The organism is Blautia sp. NSJ-175 (genome assembly GCF_022867815.1).
In the GTDB taxonomy this organism is placed as follows: Bacteria; Bacillota; Clostridia; order Lachnospirales; family Lachnospiraceae; genus Blautia; species Blautia celeris.
In genome coordinates, this window is record NZ_JALIFQ010000011.1 from 78,587 (window position 1) to 95,323 (window position 16,737).

Sequence of the window (16,737 nt, forward strand, 5' to 3'; positions counted from 1 at the left end):
AGGAAAAGAAGCATGGCATATAACCACGGACGGGAGGACAGGAAATGGCGTATCTGGAAAGAAGCGGAGGAAAAGCTGCTGCGTGAGTGCGGCGTTGATGAAGCGACCATTGAGCAGATACGCATTGCGGACAGGGCAGACTTCAATTCCAACAGGCGGTTTTACCGATGGACGAATGACATTGCGGAATACCTTGAGGACATGGCAGACAGGGAGCGGCAGACGGAAGTGGGTACGGTTGCGGAGTTACTGGACGAGATTGAGAGCGAAAATCTCTATCAAGTATTAGTCGCGGTGGACGGGCGTACCTTGAAAATCGTCCTGCTGAAAATGCAGGGGTATTCCACAAAGGAGATTGCCCCGCTCGTGCATTTGACGACTGGTGCCATCTATGCGAGGTTAGACCATCTGCGGAAGAAGCTACGAAAATTTTATAGCGTCTAAAACAGCCTGCCGTCCTGCGGGCTACTGGGTGAGGGATGGAAATCCCCTCACTTATTTTTTGCAGGAGGCAAGCGGGATGGCATACAGAGTTAAGGCGTACACGCTTCGGGAGGAATCCACGGAAAGCGGCACAAGGTATTTTATCAGCTTTAAGGACGGGCAGGGCAAATCCCACGAGTTGGAAGTGTCGGAACAGTTCTTTATGGAGTTTCGGCAGATGGAACGCAGGAACAGGAATCTCCTCCAATGGGACGAGCGGCACAGGGAGTTTTCGGAAGTATGGGACGAAACGCTGAACAGGCGGGCGTTGAAGCTGCCTAAGAGCATAGAGGAACAAATGATTGAGGCAGAACGGGCAGAACTGCTCTGTAAGGCGGTTGACGGACTGCCAGAGATACAAAGGCGGCGTTTCCTGCTCTACTACGAGTATGAGTTCAATTTTTACCAAATCGCCGCTATGGAGCATTGCACCGCTTCGGCAATACAGAAATCTGTTGCGATTGCAAAGGAGAAAGTAAAGGCGGAAATGAGGAAGTATCTCCAACCGTGACCGACACCGCCCGAAAAAGAAATCTGTTTTTTATTTGTGTGGGATTGGCGGCATTACATACTCTCACTTTTTCTTCGTGGGAGTAAATCTATTTTTAAGGAGGTCAACGCCTATGTGCAACGAAAACAAAAACACCGCCCGAAAGGAGGAAAGCCATGCAGAAGTTACAGACAGTCAACGCCGAAACGCTCCTTTATGAACCGCTTGAGAAGCCGTCCTTTGTGGTGGACAGCCTTATCCCCACAGGCTTGTCGCTGTTCTGCGGCTCACAGAAGATAGGAAAGAGCTGGCTCATGCTGAAGCTATGTTTATGCGTGTCGCAGGGACTTCCCTTGTGGGATATGCCGACAATGGAGGGCGACGTGCTTTACCTCTGCCTTGAGGACACGTTCTGCCGTATACAGGACAGGCTGTTCCGATTGACGAACGAAGCGAGCAGGCGGCTTCACTTTGCCGTGGCAAGCTGCAAGCTGTCAGACGGTCTTATCGTGCAGCTTGAAGATTATCTGAAAGATTACCCAAACAGCAGGCTTATTGTCATTGACACTTTGCAGAAAGTCCGTACAGCTTCAAAAGACAATGCCTACGCAAGCGACTATGGGGACATCTCACTAATCAAAGACTTTGCCGACAGGCATTCATTGGCGGTCATTGTCGTACACCACATCCGAAAGCAGAATGACAGCGATGTGTTCAACAAGGTGTCTGGGACGACAGGCTTAACGGGGAGTGCGGACGCTACCTTTGTTCTGGAAAAGGAGAAACGGGCATCCGACACCGCCAAGCTGTATGTGACGGGCAGGGACACGCCCTATCAGGAATACACGCTGCGTTTCCGTGATTGCAGTTGGGAACTTGTGGAGAGAAAAACGCAGGAGCAGCTTGCGAAAGAAACGATACCAGACGTCCTTTTTCGGTTGGTGGATTTTATGAGGGATAAGGAAGAATGGGCAGGCACGGCAACGGAGCTGTTAGCCGCTATGAGGGAAACGGAAACCATACCCACGGTGATTACGAAATGGCTCAATGAATACCGCACCACATTTTTAAATGAGAACCATATCGTTTATCAGTACAGCCGCAAAAAACACGGCAGGCAGATTTCGCTTGCAAAGCGGGCGGGTGACAGCGGTGACGGTGGTGACAGCGATATTGGGATACCCCCTGTTACTGTCATTGACGCTTAAAGCCGTGTAAAGCTGGCGACTCTGCCCTGCGGGTGACAGCGGTGACGGCGGTGACAGTGATTTTAGGATACCCTGCCGCTGTCATCCCTGCGGGAGAACACCCCGTAAACGCAAAGTGCAGGCGTAGGATTTACCCGCCCTTTTCGGCGTGTAAAACCACCCCTGCGGTCAGAAAAATCCTTCCGATTTTTCCGACTGCGTTTACAGGGTGTAACACACTACACTTTGCCCTGCAAAGTCGTGTGCCAGACGTTCCCTCTGGACTCCCTTATGGCAGGTCTTACGCCCTGCTTATCCTACGCTCCACGCTTCGGATAAAAGAATGGCAGCATGACGGTGACGGCTCTTGCGAGGGGGTATTCCAAAAACACCGTCATCATCGACATGACCGTCATGCAGGGAATAAGGGTGACAGTTGAGGCAGTCGGTAGGGGGTATCCCAAAACTGCTGTCACCGCCGTCACCGCTGTCACCCAAAGGGCAGTTTACCCGCCGAAGAAAGGAAGATGATGAATTATGCCCTATGCAATCCTGCGTTTCCAGAAACGCAAAGCGGGCGGCGTTGCGGCTTGCGAACGCCACAACGAGCGTAAAAAAGAAGCCTATAAAAGCAATCCAGATATAGATATGGAACGCTCGAAAGATAACTACCATCTTGTGAATCCGCCGAGGTACACCTACAAGAAAGAGATTAACCGCATGGTAGCCGAAGCAGGGTGCAGGACGAGGAAAGATAGCGTGATGATGGTGGAAACGCTTATCACGGCTTCGCCAGAATTTATGAACAGCCTGCCGCCCAAAGAACAGAAAGCGTATTTTACGATGGCTCTGGATTTCATTTCAGAGCGTGTCGGGGAGAAAAATATCCTCTCCGCAGTCGTCCACATGGACGAGAGAACGCCGCATATGCACCTCTGTTTTGTGCCGATTACACCAGACAATAAGCTGTCTGCCAAAACAATTTTAGGCAATCAAAAGAGCCTGTCCGAATGGCAGACCGCCTACCATGAGCGGATGTCCTCACGGTGGAATCAGCTTGAAAGAGGTCAGTCCTCAATGGAAACGAAGCGGAAACATGTCCCCACATGGCTCTATAAGTTGGGCGGCAGGCTTGATAAACAGTATGAGGAAATTGTGTCTGCACTGTCCGACATCAACGCCTTTAATGCAGGGAAGAAGCGTGACAAGGCTCTGGAACTGATTGCGGCATGGCTCCCAGACGTGGAGAAATTCTCAAAGGAAATCAGTAAGCAGAGTGCCTATATCAATAGCCTAAAGGAGCAAATCGGGCAGGAATCAGACTATGCGGGGCGTATGCGTGATGAAAAGTATGAGCAGGAACTAAAGGTGCAGAAAGCGAACCAGAAGATATTTGAGTTGCAGAGAACCAACGAGCAGATGGGGCGGCTGCTCTCAAAGATACCGCCCGAAGTGTTGGAAGAATTGCAGAAAAACCATAAAAGCAGAGCGAAAGAAAGGTAGATATGTGAATGAAGAAACAGGATTTTAAGGTGTTAAAGACCAAAGACTTGTACCCGTTTCCCGACAATCCGTTTCATGTGGCAGAGGATGAAACGCTGTCAGAATTAGCGGAAAGCATCAAGGAATTTGGCATTGTCACGCCGATAATCACACGCCCGAAAGAGGACGGGAACGGCTATGAAGTGATTGCAGGGCAGCGGCGTGTCCGTGCGTCTGAACTTGCAGGGATAAATACCGTGCCTGCGTTTGTCCTGCCCTTAGACCGTGACCGAGCCATCATCACCCTTGTAGACAGTAATTTACAGCGTGAGAATATCCTGCCATCAGAGCGGGCGTTTGCCTACAAGATGAAATCCGAAGCCATGAAGCGGCAGGGTTTCCGCACAGACTTAACCTCGTCACAAGTTGTGACGAAGTTGCGGACGGACGACAAGGTGGCACAGGGCTTCGGCGTAGGCAGGATGACCGTACAAAGATTTATCCGTTTGACGGAACTGATACCGCCGATTTTGCGGATGGTGGACGAGGGGAAAATCGCCCTCACGCCTGCGGTGGAACTGTCCTTTTTGAAGAAAGACGAGCAGGAAAACCTCTTTGCCACGATGGAGAGCGAAGAAGCAACGCCCTCACTCTCACAGGCACAGCGGATGAAAAGCCTAAGCCAGAGCGGGCGGCTTGACATGGATACGATATTTGCAATTATGACGGAGGAAAAGGGAAACCAGAAAGAAACCTTGAAAATCAACACAAGCAAGCTGAAAAAGTATTTTCCGAAGAACACAACGCCGAAGCAGATGGAGGAAACCATCATTAAACTTTTGGAGCGTGAATTGCAGAGGAAACGGGGCAGGGACAGCCGCTAATCTTCTCTTTTCGGGAGGTAAATGCAGAAAATTGAGGTATGAAGAATGAAAGAAATCCAGTATGAGATTGTAAAGGAAATCGCCGTATTGTCTAAGGGCGACAGCGGCTACACAAAAGAAATCAATCTTATCTCATGGAACGGAAGAGAGCCGAAATATGACATCCGCAGCTTTTCCCCGAACCGTGAGAAGTGCGGAAAGGGTATCACGTTGAACGCTGATGAAGCAGCAGCACTCCTTGAAGCATTACAGAAAGAAGTAAACAGCGGGGATTGATGGTATCTGATTGACAGGGCGGGGCGTTTCCAGACGTTCTCCTGCCCTGTCTGGAAAGGAAGATTTAAGTATGGGCGAGGATAAGAAAGCAGATAAAAAGAGAAAGCGTATCGTGCCGAAAGCACCAGTTCAGATGATAATCAGCCGTGAATATGTCGGCACGCAGACAGTCACAGAAGCGTTTATCCCGATTATTTCCGAGGATATTCGGAAGAAGATTGCCGAGGGCGACACCTTCGACAATGAGGGGCTGTCCGCTTAGAATGTACGCAATGGAACATGAAAACAGATAGGACAGATATGGAGGTTTTACAGTATGGCAGGAATAAGAATGGAGAACAAGATTTATGAAGTCGGCATGTACTGCCGCTTGTCAAAAGACGATGGCACGGATAACGAGAGTGCGAGCATTGCGACACAGAAATCCATCCTCACGGATTATGTGAAAAAGCAGGGATGGCACTTAGCAAAAACGTATGTGGACGACGGTTACTCTGGTACAAATTTCCAAAGACCAAGTTTCCAGAACATGATTAAGGACATTGAAAGCGGTCTGATAAACTGCGTTATCACGAAAGATTTATCTCGTCTGGGGAGGAACTATCTTGATTGCGGACTGTATCTGGAAGTGTTTTTCCCAGAGCATAATGTGAGGTATATAGCGGTCAATGACGGCGTGGACACGCTCAATAAATCCGCTATGGACATCACGCCTTTCCGCAACATCCTAAACGAAATGTATTCCGCCGATGTGTCGGTCAAGATAAAATCGGCGTACCGAGCGAGGTTTCAGCAGGGGAAATTCATGGGGACGACAGCACCATACGGTTACGTCAAAGACCCCGCCGACCACAACCATCTGCTGATAGATGACAAAGTTGCCCATGTGGTAAGGGAAATATTTGACCTTGCGTTAGCGGGCAACGGAATCGCCAAAATCCGCAAGCACATCAACAAACAGCATATCTTACGCCCCGCCGCTTATGCGGCGGAGCAGGGGGCAACAGGCTATGAGAGGTATTTTGAGGAGAATGAGGAGAACCGTTATATTTGGAGCGAGAACAGCGTAAGGGGCATTTTAAGAAGCCCGATATATGCGGGAAACCTTGCAGGCTACAAGCGGATTGCCGCCAACATGAAAAGCAAGAAACGCCCCTCTAAGCTGCCCGAAGAATGGGAAGTGATACCAGACACCCATGAGGGGATAGTCACGCAGGAGGAATTTGATACCGTACAGCAGCTTATTACAAGCCGCAGATTACCAGAAAACAAGGGCGGCTTTGAGAACATCTTTGCAGGCGTTATTAAGTGTGCGGACTGCGGCTATGCGATGCGGGCTATGAGTGCCAACAGGAGGAAACGCCCCGACATCATCGACTGCGTACAATATTCCTGCAATAATTATGGCAGATACGGTAATATCATGTGTACCGCACACAGCATTGAAGCGAGGGACTTGTTCAACGCTGTCCTCACCGACATCAACCGATTTGCGGATATGGCAGTCAATGATGAAAAGGCAGTGAGGGCGATTGAAAAGCGGCTCACGGAAACAGACCAGAGCAAGGCAAAGGCACTGGAAAAGGAGCAAAGAAAACTGAACAAACGCCTTGCAGAACTGGACAGGCTGTTTTCCTCACTCTATGAAGATAAGGTGATGGAGCGTATTACCGAGCGGAATTTTGAGATGATGTCGGGAAAATACCAGAAAGAACAGCTTGAAATTGAAGCAAGGCTGAAAGAGGTAACGGAAACGCTCAGCGACAGCTATGAGAAGACGCAGGGTGTCCGTGATTTCCTCTCCCTAATCCGCAACTATCAAGGCATTAAGGAACTGGACGCAACCATCATAAACGCACTTATAGACAAGATACTTGTTTCGGAACGTGAGAAACTTACAGACGGAATGGTGCGGCAGGAAATCAAGATTTATTATAAATTCATCGGCTTTGTCGGTGAATTACATATCACACCGACAAAGCGGTGGACTGCGTTAAAGCCTAAGAATTGTACGGTGTGCGGTGTTGAATATGTTCCCCGCTCTGGCATATCGAAGTATTGTCCTGCTTGTGCCAAGAAGATACAGAGGGAGAAATCAAACGAGAGCAAACGCAGGAGCAGGGAGCGAAACAGACAGGCATGTATTGAACTGTCCGCAAAAAATGACCGACTGATATTGAGCAGAGGGAAGGGCGTATCATACGCCAGGGAAATGATAATGAAGAAGTCAATATATACCGCTATATCACGAAAAAGACATTTGACAGTTACCTCTGGGGGATTGTAGAAAATAAGCAGAGGTTTATCAGCCAGATAATGACAGACAAAACGGTTGAAAGGGAATGTCAGGACGTAGACGAAACCATTTTATCCTTTGCGGAAATCAAGGCAATTGCGTCTGGGAATCCTATGATTATGGAAAAAACCGAGGTAGACACGGAAGTTTCGCGTCTGCAGGTCTTGAAGGCAAGCTATGAGAGCCAGCGCTATGTCCATCAGGATAATTTCCTTTTCAAATATCCAGAATTGATTAAGAAGACTGAGAACCGATTGTATGCTATGGAAAAAGATATCAGGAAACGTGACCAGGCACTCTGTATGGAGCCGGACTTTTTCGTTACTCTGAACGGCCTTAGATATGATGAACGTGAGGCGGCGGGCAGCGTTATCTTAGAGATGGCACATTCCCTTGAAAGTATGGAAAGCAGGACGGTGGGCAGCTATAAGGGGTTTGATGTAGTGGTAGAAAAAAAGTATTCTGACTGTATCATAAAGCTGAGTGGGGAACTGACTTATTCGGCAGATATGAGCAGCAGTGCTTCCGGAAATATGGTCCGTATGGAGAACCTGTTGGGGAGTTTGGAAAAGAGAGTTGCCGCACATAAAGAAAAACTGGAAGAGTACAAAAGAAATATGGAGGAATCTAAAAGGGAGTTTAATAAAGAATTCCCCTATGAATCGGAGTTGAAACAAAAACTAATCCGCCAGCAGGAAATCAATAACGAGCTGGAGATAAAAGATGAGGGAGAAGAACTGGTGGTAACAGAGGAACTCCCGGAACCGGCGATGTCCAGATAGAATTCATTAAAAAAGTAGAAGGAGACTAAATTATGAAATATACAGTAAATATTTATGAGGTATCAACAGAGAAAGATAAAAAACTGAGGGCATTTGCTGCGGTAACGTTCGGTGACAGATTTAAAGTAACCGGTATCACTATCAGGGAGGGAAGATCAGGGAATCTTTATGTGAGTATGCCGCAGTATCCAACGGGGGAAAAAGATGAACAGAATAAGCCGATATACAGTGATGTGTTTTTTCCAAAAACTACGGATTTCAGTACCGCATTAAGGGGAGAAATTCTGGAGGCGTACCAGGAACGTATGGGAGGGAAAAACGAAGTTGACCTCACTTATGGGGAGGAAGATTTTGACTATTATGTTCAGGTAGTAAACAACAGAGATTTGTCCAATACCACTAAGGCATATGCCAGACTTGTGATTGGTGATGTATTTGTAGTTAATCAGATTTCTGTCAAACGATCCTTTGCAGGAAATAACTTTGTGGCTATGCCTTCCCAGCGACGCATGGTTGAAGGAAAGGCGGAATATCAGGATATCTGCTATCCAGTGACAAAGGATTTTCATGACAGGCTGCAGGGAGATATTATGAGCCAGTTTGAGCAGAATAGGGAAAAACTGCGCTCTGCAAAGGAAAAAGCGAGGTGACTTATGGAGAAGAAAATCAATACTACAATAGGCCGTCTGGAGGAATTGGAAGAGGAAGAATGGGATGGCGAGAACTTCCTTTTTGAAACGGATGAGGAACATCAGGTCTGGCTGGACAAAAAACACTTGGTTATCCAGGAACTTGGCTTGCAAATACATAGCGGTGTCTGGTATGAAAAATATGAAGATGATGAGGACGACAGCTTTGAACCGGATTTTGATTTTTATATGTTTTTTGATGCCGGTACAAAGGAGTATCTGTACATGGAACAGGGAAGTTCCCTAATTACCTGCATTCATAATTTTACCGGGTTGAGCTGGGAAGAGATTGAAGGACGGGCGTGTGAGGTTATCCAGACAGATCGTGATATTCAAGTCGAAGAACAGACATTAATCTATCAATAGGAGGTGGTGAGCATAGAAATAAACATGGAACATGTAGGCTGGACATTGAAAGGAAGATGCCGGGAAGTGGCGGTGTCATTTGAACACGAATTTGCCGGTTCAGTCATATATGGAGAAACCATAAAAGAAGGGCGCTGGTTTTATACTCTTCCTTACCGGAAATCTGGCGGTGCAATTGAAGAACCAAACGCAGGCAACATTGATTACAATGGAAAAATAATTGGAAACGACCTTGGTAGTGCGGAATTGGGTGAGATATTTTCAAAATCTATATCTGAAGATTACGAAATGCTAAAGACTATCCAGAATATTGTCCAACAAATGGAATTGATAGAGGATATCTCCATAAATAAGATGGTATCAGGAGAAATTTATGGTTTTGAGGATGATGGCTGCCACTCTCTTATTATCTCTGCCTTATCAGAGGATATAATCTATTTTCTGCGGCTTGATCAGGACGGCAAAGACTATATTTTTGCAGATGATGAGGATGAAAAGGTTGAATGCTGGCCATTGAATTGTCTGCAAAGTATGGCGGAATATAAGCCGGAGGATTTCGGATATGATGCTGGAACCTTGCGGGGATTATATTATTATGCTGATACAGAAATTTATAATCTGCCAGAAAAACTTGTAGACTATGAAAAAACGGAGTTTGTTAGCGCAATGGAGTTTGCGGAGCGGTTAAAACTACAGATTCCAGATATTATCCGGCCAGGAGAAAAGAAAATTCGATAATGCGCAGAAATGATTTAGAATAAGCAGATGGAATATGGAGGAATAAGTGGTGGATAACAAAAAAGTAATCAATCAAACTAGATATGAGGCACTGATACAGGAGGGATTCCCAGAAGGGATATTGTGCGTATAGCAGAATTAATCAAGTATATACCAGCTATCTTGCAGGCGTTAATTCAAAACCCCCTTTTTATGCAAATAGTTACAATTATGACCTGATAGACACCAGAAGGACATGTGCCCTGCGTCTCTATGGTTATACACTGGGAGATTATGGAACCATAATAGACAGTAATGCATACAGATATGTGGAATTTTGGGCAGGCAGCGGAATGTAACAATAAAATCCGCTGAAAACAGGGCTGATAGTTTGTGCTTTTAGATTGTTCTTTTACTGTTGTTTGTAACTAAAAGTTAATGCATGTAATAAAATGGTGGTCTGTATATTTGAAGAACCGGATTGTATACTAAATTATAACAAATGTAACTATTAGTGAATGGTGGGATTAAATGAATACCAAGAGATTAGGTAGGAAAATCAGGGAAAAACGTAAACAGTGTGGATTGACAAGCCAGCAATTGGCTGATCTATGTCATGTACATGACGGCTATATCCGACAATTGGAAAGCGGGAAAAAGGTTCCCAGTATGCCATTGTTATTGAGCCTGTGTGATGAGTTGGAAACGTCCCCCAATTACCTCTTGGAATATGCAGAAGCAGGCGATGATAAGCAACTATTAAATCGCCTGTATAAGCTTAGTCCAGAACAAAAAAACACAATGATATGTATGCTGGACGCTTATATAACTTATGAAGAAAAGAAAAAGGGTGAGGAGGCATAATCTGTGTCTCTGTATATTTAGAATATTCTCAAGTAATTGGTTGATGATTATTAAAGGGAGCGCGTTATTGCGGCTCCCTTTTGCATTTTGTTTTGTTAATGGAACGAGCCAAAGTTTGACAAATTACGAAATAACAAGTAACATAAAAGTCTAAATAATAGCTTTTTTGTGGAGGGTTAATTTGATAGATGAGATAAAAAAATATGTTAAGGAAATATTAATGATAGTCGAATTTGAAATATGGGAAAGAAACAGGGAGAAGCACATGATTCTCCAGACAAGAAATATACAGAATAACATGACAATGTTACCATATGAAAGCGACTTCCTGTGTTTAATCCACGATTATTGTAAAATGAATAGAATTTATATAAATGAAATAAAAATATATAGTAATGTAAGACTTTATGTTTTTAAAATATATTTAAAGAATAATATGGATATAATAGCCTTTCCAGTGGAAATAACAAAACATGAACTTATTTTAAGGCGTGAACAGCAAGAACCAGATGGTTTTCATTCTGTGGTGGATAAAGAAATTAAGATACGTTTATGTGATATTAAAATAATAAAAGTGATTCATGATTGTGATGATGTTGATGTTGGAAATCTGGAATTATCAAAACCAATGTATGGATATAAGGCTATACCTGAAATAAATGGGCGTTTGAAAACAAAAGGCTGTGAATATCGACTCAATATACCATGTATAGTAAAAGTAAGAAATCCATATGTTACAGATTTTCAGGATTGCTATTTACATTTTTGTACAACAATAGAGGGCGTAGCATTGTGTCCAGGCAGAACGGAATATTTAGAATCCATAAAAAACTATAAAAGAGGATCATTATCTGCAATAAGACTTTTTCAAGTGAAAGCAGAGGGACATTGTGTTCAATATAGCGGTGATTGGTGGGTCACAAATAAATTAACTGTAATAAAGGAAGTTACTAAAGAAGACATTTATTCATATTTTATGAACAATTCTTTTATAAAAGCAAAGGTTATGAAACACTTAAAGTTAAATCATGATTTTTGGGACGGTTTTCTTAAATCAGAAATCCCTCCATTTATCGAATCGGAAACGGATATGATGTGAAAAAATACAACAATCTTTTAATGCAATAAATTAAAATAAATTTTAGGGTGGGTGTCCGGACAAAATGATGTAAATTGTTACTTTGGCAAACGCCGCATGAACACTTCACTATGTTCATGTGGCGTTTTCTTTTGTGTATGTATCTTACGTAAAAAGCTCGTATTTTATTTCGTTTTCTCAAAGGTAATGCGGATGCATTCTGTACTTTTGGAAGACGCAGTGACTGTATATGGTGGCAAAGCAAGTTCCATACTATCAGATATAGGAAAAGGTGTACCTGATGCGTCCATGAGAAGTACATCGTATTTGTTCTCACTCCATATCTTTACACAATCCGTACATAGATATTTTGATATAAGAGATTCATCTGGCTGGGAGTCAGCCTGCATATATATATCTGCACGATAGCTCTCGGAGGTAATGGGTGAGGTTATAATCATAGTTCCGTTCTCGGAAGAGGTGATTGTGACACTATGATTTCCCTCCCAACTTCCTTTTGGAATAGTACTAACGGATCGTGAGTTTAAGTTTATTACACCAAATGCAGACTCATACGAGATATACGATTGGAGTTTACCCGAACAAATCCAGCATTCGGATTTGGAAACTGGACGGTGTACAATAAGCAATACAAAAGTAATAATAAAAAGAATACTAACAAGAGAAGCAATACAGAGCCGTTTTAGTTTGCGCTTTTTTCGGCAGCGCGCTATAGCCTGAGTGAATTGTTCCCATTCTTTTATATGCCGATAGTATGCAGGTTCAAGCCGGGCCCAAAGTTGCTCATACTGTTTGTCTTCAGTAAGATAGGGTAAAGGAAAGAATTCTTTACAAACATCCAGTAAATCAGAGATATCTTCATCACTTACATCACTTTGCGATAGAAAAAGTTGATTTGTTTCAAAGAACGCCTTCTCGACCTGGGAAGAATCGAAATTACCTTCTAGTGCTGTTAAAAATTTTGAAGCCAGCCTCATAGTATTTTCCTCCGAAATGTTATCTAAAAGTTTATTTTCGTATCTATAAGATAACGTTTATTCATATGGATGTCTAGTAAAACTAATCTACAAATGTTCCCTGAAATAGACAATCTTTTTATATACAAATGAAACTGAGATATAACATGTGTCATATTTTGGTGGACTGTTGCGGAGGGGAAAGTGGAATTATACTAGAAGATAACAAAAGTAGCTAATGGTAATATGCATATAGATGGTGAGGTGTGATGTGGACCCAAAAGAATTCGGTGCTAAGTTGAGAGGTAAAAGAAAAGAATGCAAATTGTCATACCAGGAATTGGCTGAAAGGTGTCATGTAAACCATGGATATATCAGGCAGTTGGAAGCTGGCAATAAGCTTCCCAGCGTTTCGCTTTTATTCATTATATGTGATGTTTTAGGTACATCCCCCAATTATCTGTTTGGATATACGGAGGATAATGCTGATAAGGAATTGCTGGAACGTATATATCAATTAACGCCAGAGCAAAAGCGGGTGATGCTTTGTATTTTGGACGCTTATTTAAGCTTAGAAAAGATAGAAACAGAAAGTTAAAGCTGGACAAGAGGCATCTCTGATCTTTGAGATGTCTCTTGTTTTGTGTGCCAAGCATGGCACTAATCTTGCTGGTGAAAGTCCAGCCACGGGTTTTTACCGCCAAGTGTAGCGAATCACAAGTCGGTATCAGTAATGATATAGATGGAGGAAGTGGTGTAGCAAAGTTCTTGAGCCTACGAACAGAAACTTGATAAGGCGATTAGGTGGGGAAGGCTGCAAACCAAGCCGAAGCCCAAATGGTAAACGTAAACCGAAGTTGTAAATCAAGAGGTTGTGGAATGAAAGATTAGTGTCTTACCTTGGGAGACCCTACCCACATATCGTAAGATATGGTCGAAAAAGGTTTGGGGAGGGAGTCAGATGAAGTCATAGTAGGGGTAAAAGCCGAAGGACTGAAACGATTTATAGTACGAATCGTTATTAAAAGAATGATGCATTAGCCAGAAATCAGATGGACTGGAAAAGTAGGAACGTAACCGAGGAATACTGTCTGGATCGAGAGGGGTGATGTGCATAAATTTTGTGATAATAAGAGGAGTAACAACAATGGAATTAATAGATGTGATTACATCAAAGGAAAATCTAAACAGAGCTTATAAGAAAGTAGCAGCGAATAAAGGGGCAGGTGGAGTTGACGGAATGAAAGTCGGGGAACTTGGTGCATACATCAAAGGAAACAAAGACGAAATTGTTCAATCAATCAGAAACCGAACCTATATGCCCAAACCAGTACGAAGAGTTTATATTCCGAAAGATAATGGAAAAATGAGGCCATTGGGGATTCCAACGGTTTTAGATAGAGTAATACAACAAGCGATTGCTCAGCCAATTATAGATATTTATGAAGAAATATTCAGTGAATTTAGCTATGGTTTCAGACCTGGAAGAAGTTGTCATGATGCCATAAAACAAGCACTGGAGTATCTGAACGAGGGATATGAATGGGTGATAGACATAGATATAGAGCAATTCTTTGATAAAGTAAATCATGACAAATTAATTCAAATTCTTAGAGAGCAAGTGAATGACAGTACCACATTGCACCTGATTCGGAAATATCTGAAAGCAGGAGCAATGGAAAAAGGGCTGGAAAAAGCAGCAATAAGCGGAGTGCCACAAGGTGGTCCCCTGTCTGTTGTGCTGTCAAACGTATATCTTGATAAATTAGATAAGGAACTGGAACAAAGGGGACTTCGGTTTACGAGGTACGCAGATGACACAATAGTATTCACTAAAAGTGAAAAAGCAGCCAACAGAGTAATGAAATCCATAACAGAATGGATAGAAAGAAAGCTGTTCCTAAAAGTTAATGTTACAAAAACGAAAGTAGTCAGACCAACAAGAAGTAAGTATCTTGGCTTCACTTTTCTCAAACATGGAGGGGAATGGAAAGTAAAACCCACAACAGGAAAGAAAAAGAAACTGAAACAGAAGCTAAGTGAATACCTTAAAAGAAATAAAGCGATTGCACGACCGCTGGCTGAAACAATAAAACGAGTGAATGAAATAGCGAGAGGGTGGATTAATTATTTCAGAATCGGAATGATGAAACAATTTATGGAAGAGTTTGGAGCATGGCTAAGGCACAAGATGAGGGTGATTGTTCTAAAACAATGGAAAGTGCCTAAGAGAATATACAAAAATCTGTGCTATTTAAACCAGAAATATAAGTGTGGATTTGACCATGAAGCCATATATAAGGTAGCAAACTCAAGGCTCGGTTGGTATAGACGAAGCGGAATGAATGTTGTTAATTATATAATCAGTCCGGAAGTACTGGAAACAAGAATAAAGGACGGAGCAGGACTGCTCAATCCTTTAAACTATTATCTAAGAAATGTTGGAATATAGGTTGTAGAGCCGTATACGAGACCCGTACGTACGGTTCAATGAGAGGGAAATAACACTCGCTGTTATTTCTCTACTCTATTCGATGGGATATGGTTCGAGTAAACGAGAAAAAATGTCTATTAAATCAAAAAATGTTGACATAGAAAAAGGCATGCTCTATAATAGCACATATTTTTATGGTAAACCGTTGAGTGGAGGAGTCGCGCTGATTATAGAGAGCTACTGGTGGTGTGATGGCAGCATTTTAAATCAATGTGAATGGGCTTGCGAGATGAAAGTGAAAAAATGATAGGTAATAATTTTAAACGTGTATTGCGATGAAAAATCGTAGTATGGGGACACTCGATAAACGGTAAACAGGAGACAAACATATGAAGGATCATACATGTTCAATAACAGAGAACATTAGAAGGGCACGCGAAGAAAGAGGTCTGACCCAGGAAGCCCTGGCCGAATTGGCCGGAATATCACATAGCCATCTGAGTAAGGTAGAATCTGGCTCCAGGACAATCGGCATGAAAACATATATAAAAATACTGGAAGCTTTAGAGGTTGTTCCTGTTTTGGTATCTGAAGCAGATGGGACGGAAAAGAGCATAGAACTATTGTCACGTTTCTTATGTATCTTAAAGGAATGTCCGGAGTTGGAACTTCAGTTTTACTTAGACACAATTGAGTCGATGAAAGGCAGTTTAAGCAAAATAGCCCTTTCAAATAATGACAATGATGATAAAGTTGCGTGAGTATAAATTTACGGCATTAGTTGAAAATAGAATATGTTTTGTAAGAGAGCTGCCATCTACAGGCAGTTCTTTTTTTCTGGATTTATGTCGGAAAATCTGAAATGGCAAATTATACGCTAGAATTGGATGATATTGGTCTTTACAGTCCGTTCTCAAACAGGAAATCATCATGTAAAATACATTCAAACTTAAAAAGGAGTATGGTACGAAGATGGTTAACAATTTTAATATTGCTCAAAACATTCGTACTTTAAGAGAAGAAAGAGGATATACAATAGAGAAGCTTGCAGAACGGGCAGGGGTGTCTGCAAATCATATGAGTAAAGTTGAAAACGGTTTGAGAAATTTAAGTATGGAATCCTACTTGAATGTATTGGAGGCATTGAACGTATACCCTGTATTGATAGAATCTTCAGATATTGGTGACACGAAGGAACAGTACATATTGGCCTTTATAAATATCATAAAAGGCTGTTCAGGGAGAGAAGCGAGTTTTTTACTGGAGACTGCTGCTTGTATTAAAGAAAACATGAATAAAGCCGGATTTACCCTTCGTGATGGAACCGGGAGATGATAGATACAACCATTTCATAAGGTCTGTATTGAGTATGACACTTTTGGCGTTTGTGAAATATCGTTAAGAAGATGTAAAGAAAATCATTGTCCCGGGAGGTATAGAGAAATGCTTACGATTGAAGAGCTGGATGCTTTCCAACAGATAAAGTTGGATGAGGTTGATATTGATACGCTGGTGGATTTGAATAGTGTAAAAATAGATACCTCTTTACCATGTGAGAAGAGAATGAGAAAAATACTGGACGAAGGAGTAAATCCCTACCTGTTCCGCGTGGGGGACATGAAGATAAAGGTATCTTATTCAAGTACGGGCAGGACCTTATCCGACATAATTGAAAATTTGATAGAAAAAGCAGAGTGTTGATTGAGATTCGCAAAAGAGAAAAAAAGAAGGT

The 16,737-nt window shown here is 42.8% G+C and carries 21 protein-coding genes; 20 read left to right on the plus strand and 1 reads right to left on the minus strand.

Annotated elements, in window-relative coordinates:
• Positions 1-12: 12 nt before the first annotated feature.
• The 15 genes from MUB35_RS17615 to MUB35_RS17685 all read left to right on the plus strand — a co-directional run bounded on the left by MUB35_RS17615 (position 13) and on the right by MUB35_RS17685 (position 11,615).
• Entirely contained in the window at positions 13-444 is a 432-nt protein-coding gene (locus MUB35_RS17615; RefSeq protein ID WP_002596253.1) for a sigma-70 family RNA polymerase sigma factor, read from the plus strand.
• Between the two features lie 76 nt (positions 445-520).
• Complete coding sequence (locus MUB35_RS17620; RefSeq protein ID WP_002596254.1) at positions 521-994, plus strand: RNA polymerase sigma factor; 474 nt, start codon at positions 521-523, stop codon at positions 992-994.
• Positions 995-1,149: 155 nt separating this feature from the next.
• Positions 1,150-2,181, plus strand: coding sequence for an AAA family ATPase (locus tag MUB35_RS17625; RefSeq protein ID WP_002596255.1), 1,032 nt, complete (start codon positions 1,150-1,152; stop codon positions 2,179-2,181).
• 330 nt (positions 2,182-2,511) lie between these two features.
• Complete coding sequence (locus MUB35_RS17630) at positions 2,512-2,691, plus strand: hypothetical protein (RefSeq protein WP_004613323.1); 180 nt, start codon at positions 2,512-2,514, stop codon at positions 2,689-2,691.
• Positions 2,692-2,697: 6 nt separating this feature from the next.
• Complete coding sequence (mobV, locus tag MUB35_RS17635; RefSeq protein WP_002596256.1) at positions 2,698-3,663, plus strand: MobV family relaxase; 966 nt, start codon at positions 2,698-2,700, stop codon at positions 3,661-3,663.
• Between the two features lie 8 nt (positions 3,664-3,671).
• Positions 3,672-4,526: a ParB/RepB/Spo0J family partition protein gene (locus MUB35_RS17640; protein ID WP_002596257.1), complete on the plus strand. Its 855-nt coding sequence runs from the start codon at positions 3,672-3,674 to the stop codon at positions 4,524-4,526.
• A 45-nt stretch (positions 4,527-4,571) separates the two neighbouring features.
• Positions 4,572-4,802 carry a YdbC family protein gene (locus MUB35_RS17645; RefSeq protein ID WP_002596258.1) on the plus strand — a complete coding sequence of 77 codons (231 nt, stop codon included), beginning with the start codon at positions 4,572-4,574 and terminating at the stop codon, positions 4,800-4,802.
• Between the two features lie 70 nt (positions 4,803-4,872).
• Positions 4,873-5,064, plus strand: a complete 192-nt coding sequence (locus MUB35_RS17650; RefSeq protein WP_002596259.1) for a hypothetical protein — start codon at positions 4,873-4,875, stop codon at positions 5,062-5,064.
• Positions 5,065-5,118: 54 nt separating this feature from the next.
• Positions 5,119-7,089 (plus strand): recombinase family protein, encoded by a 1,971-nt coding sequence (locus MUB35_RS17655; protein WP_006567773.1) that lies wholly within the window; start codon positions 5,119-5,121, stop codon positions 7,087-7,089.
• A gap of 128 nt (positions 7,090-7,217) precedes the next feature.
• Entirely contained in the window at positions 7,218-7,880 is a 663-nt protein-coding gene (locus tag MUB35_RS17660) for a hypothetical protein (RefSeq protein ID WP_155858395.1), read from the plus strand.
• A 32-nt stretch (positions 7,881-7,912) separates the two neighbouring features.
• Complete coding sequence (locus MUB35_RS17665) at positions 7,913-8,530, plus strand: septation protein SpoVG family protein (RefSeq protein WP_006567771.1); 618 nt, start codon at positions 7,913-7,915, stop codon at positions 8,528-8,530.
• 3 nt (positions 8,531-8,533) lie between these two features.
• Complete coding sequence (locus MUB35_RS17670; RefSeq protein WP_006567770.1) at positions 8,534-8,935, plus strand: hypothetical protein; 402 nt, start codon at positions 8,534-8,536, stop codon at positions 8,933-8,935.
• A 6-nt stretch (positions 8,936-8,941) separates the two neighbouring features.
• Positions 8,942-9,673, plus strand: coding sequence for a hypothetical protein (locus MUB35_RS17675; RefSeq protein ID WP_141709597.1), 732 nt, complete (start codon positions 8,942-8,944; stop codon positions 9,671-9,673).
• 510 nt (positions 9,674-10,183) lie between these two features.
• Positions 10,184-10,516 carry a helix-turn-helix domain-containing protein gene (locus MUB35_RS17680; RefSeq protein WP_006567768.1) on the plus strand — a complete coding sequence of 111 codons (333 nt, stop codon included), beginning with the start codon at positions 10,184-10,186 and terminating at the stop codon, positions 10,514-10,516.
• A 181-nt stretch (positions 10,517-10,697) separates the two neighbouring features.
• Complete coding sequence (locus MUB35_RS17685) at positions 10,698-11,615, plus strand: hypothetical protein (protein WP_008724762.1); 918 nt, start codon at positions 10,698-10,700, stop codon at positions 11,613-11,615.
• Positions 11,616-11,779: 164 nt separating this feature from the next.
• On the opposite strand, the gene MUB35_RS17690 is transcribed toward MUB35_RS17685, so the two are convergent.
• On the minus strand, positions 11,780-12,592 hold the full coding sequence (locus MUB35_RS17690; RefSeq protein WP_008724765.1) for a hypothetical protein: 813 nt from the start codon (positions 12,590-12,592) through the stop codon (positions 11,780-11,782).
• Between the two features lie 250 nt (positions 12,593-12,842).
• On the opposite strand from MUB35_RS17690, the gene MUB35_RS17695 reads away from it, so the two are divergent.
• From MUB35_RS17695 to MUB35_RS17715, 5 genes are all read left to right on the plus strand, one after another.
• Positions 12,843-13,169, plus strand: a complete 327-nt coding sequence (locus MUB35_RS17695; protein ID WP_233458272.1) for a helix-turn-helix domain-containing protein — start codon at positions 12,843-12,845, stop codon at positions 13,167-13,169.
• Between the two features lie 549 nt (positions 13,170-13,718).
• Positions 13,719-15,023, plus strand: a complete 1,305-nt coding sequence (ltrA, locus tag MUB35_RS17700; RefSeq protein WP_024739147.1) for a group II intron reverse transcriptase/maturase — start codon at positions 13,719-13,721, stop codon at positions 15,021-15,023.
• Between the two features lie 371 nt (positions 15,024-15,394).
• Positions 15,395-15,766 (plus strand): helix-turn-helix domain-containing protein, encoded by a 372-nt coding sequence (locus MUB35_RS17705; protein ID WP_006567762.1) that lies wholly within the window; start codon positions 15,395-15,397, stop codon positions 15,764-15,766.
• A gap of 211 nt (positions 15,767-15,977) precedes the next feature.
• Positions 15,978-16,340: a helix-turn-helix domain-containing protein gene (locus MUB35_RS17710; RefSeq protein ID WP_006567761.1), complete on the plus strand. Its 363-nt coding sequence runs from the start codon at positions 15,978-15,980 to the stop codon at positions 16,338-16,340.
• Between the two features lie 108 nt (positions 16,341-16,448).
• On the plus strand, positions 16,449-16,706 hold the full coding sequence (locus tag MUB35_RS17715) for a DUF6870 family protein (protein ID WP_006567760.1): 258 nt from the start codon (positions 16,449-16,451) through the stop codon (positions 16,704-16,706).
• Positions 16,707-16,737: the final 31 nt, after the last annotated feature.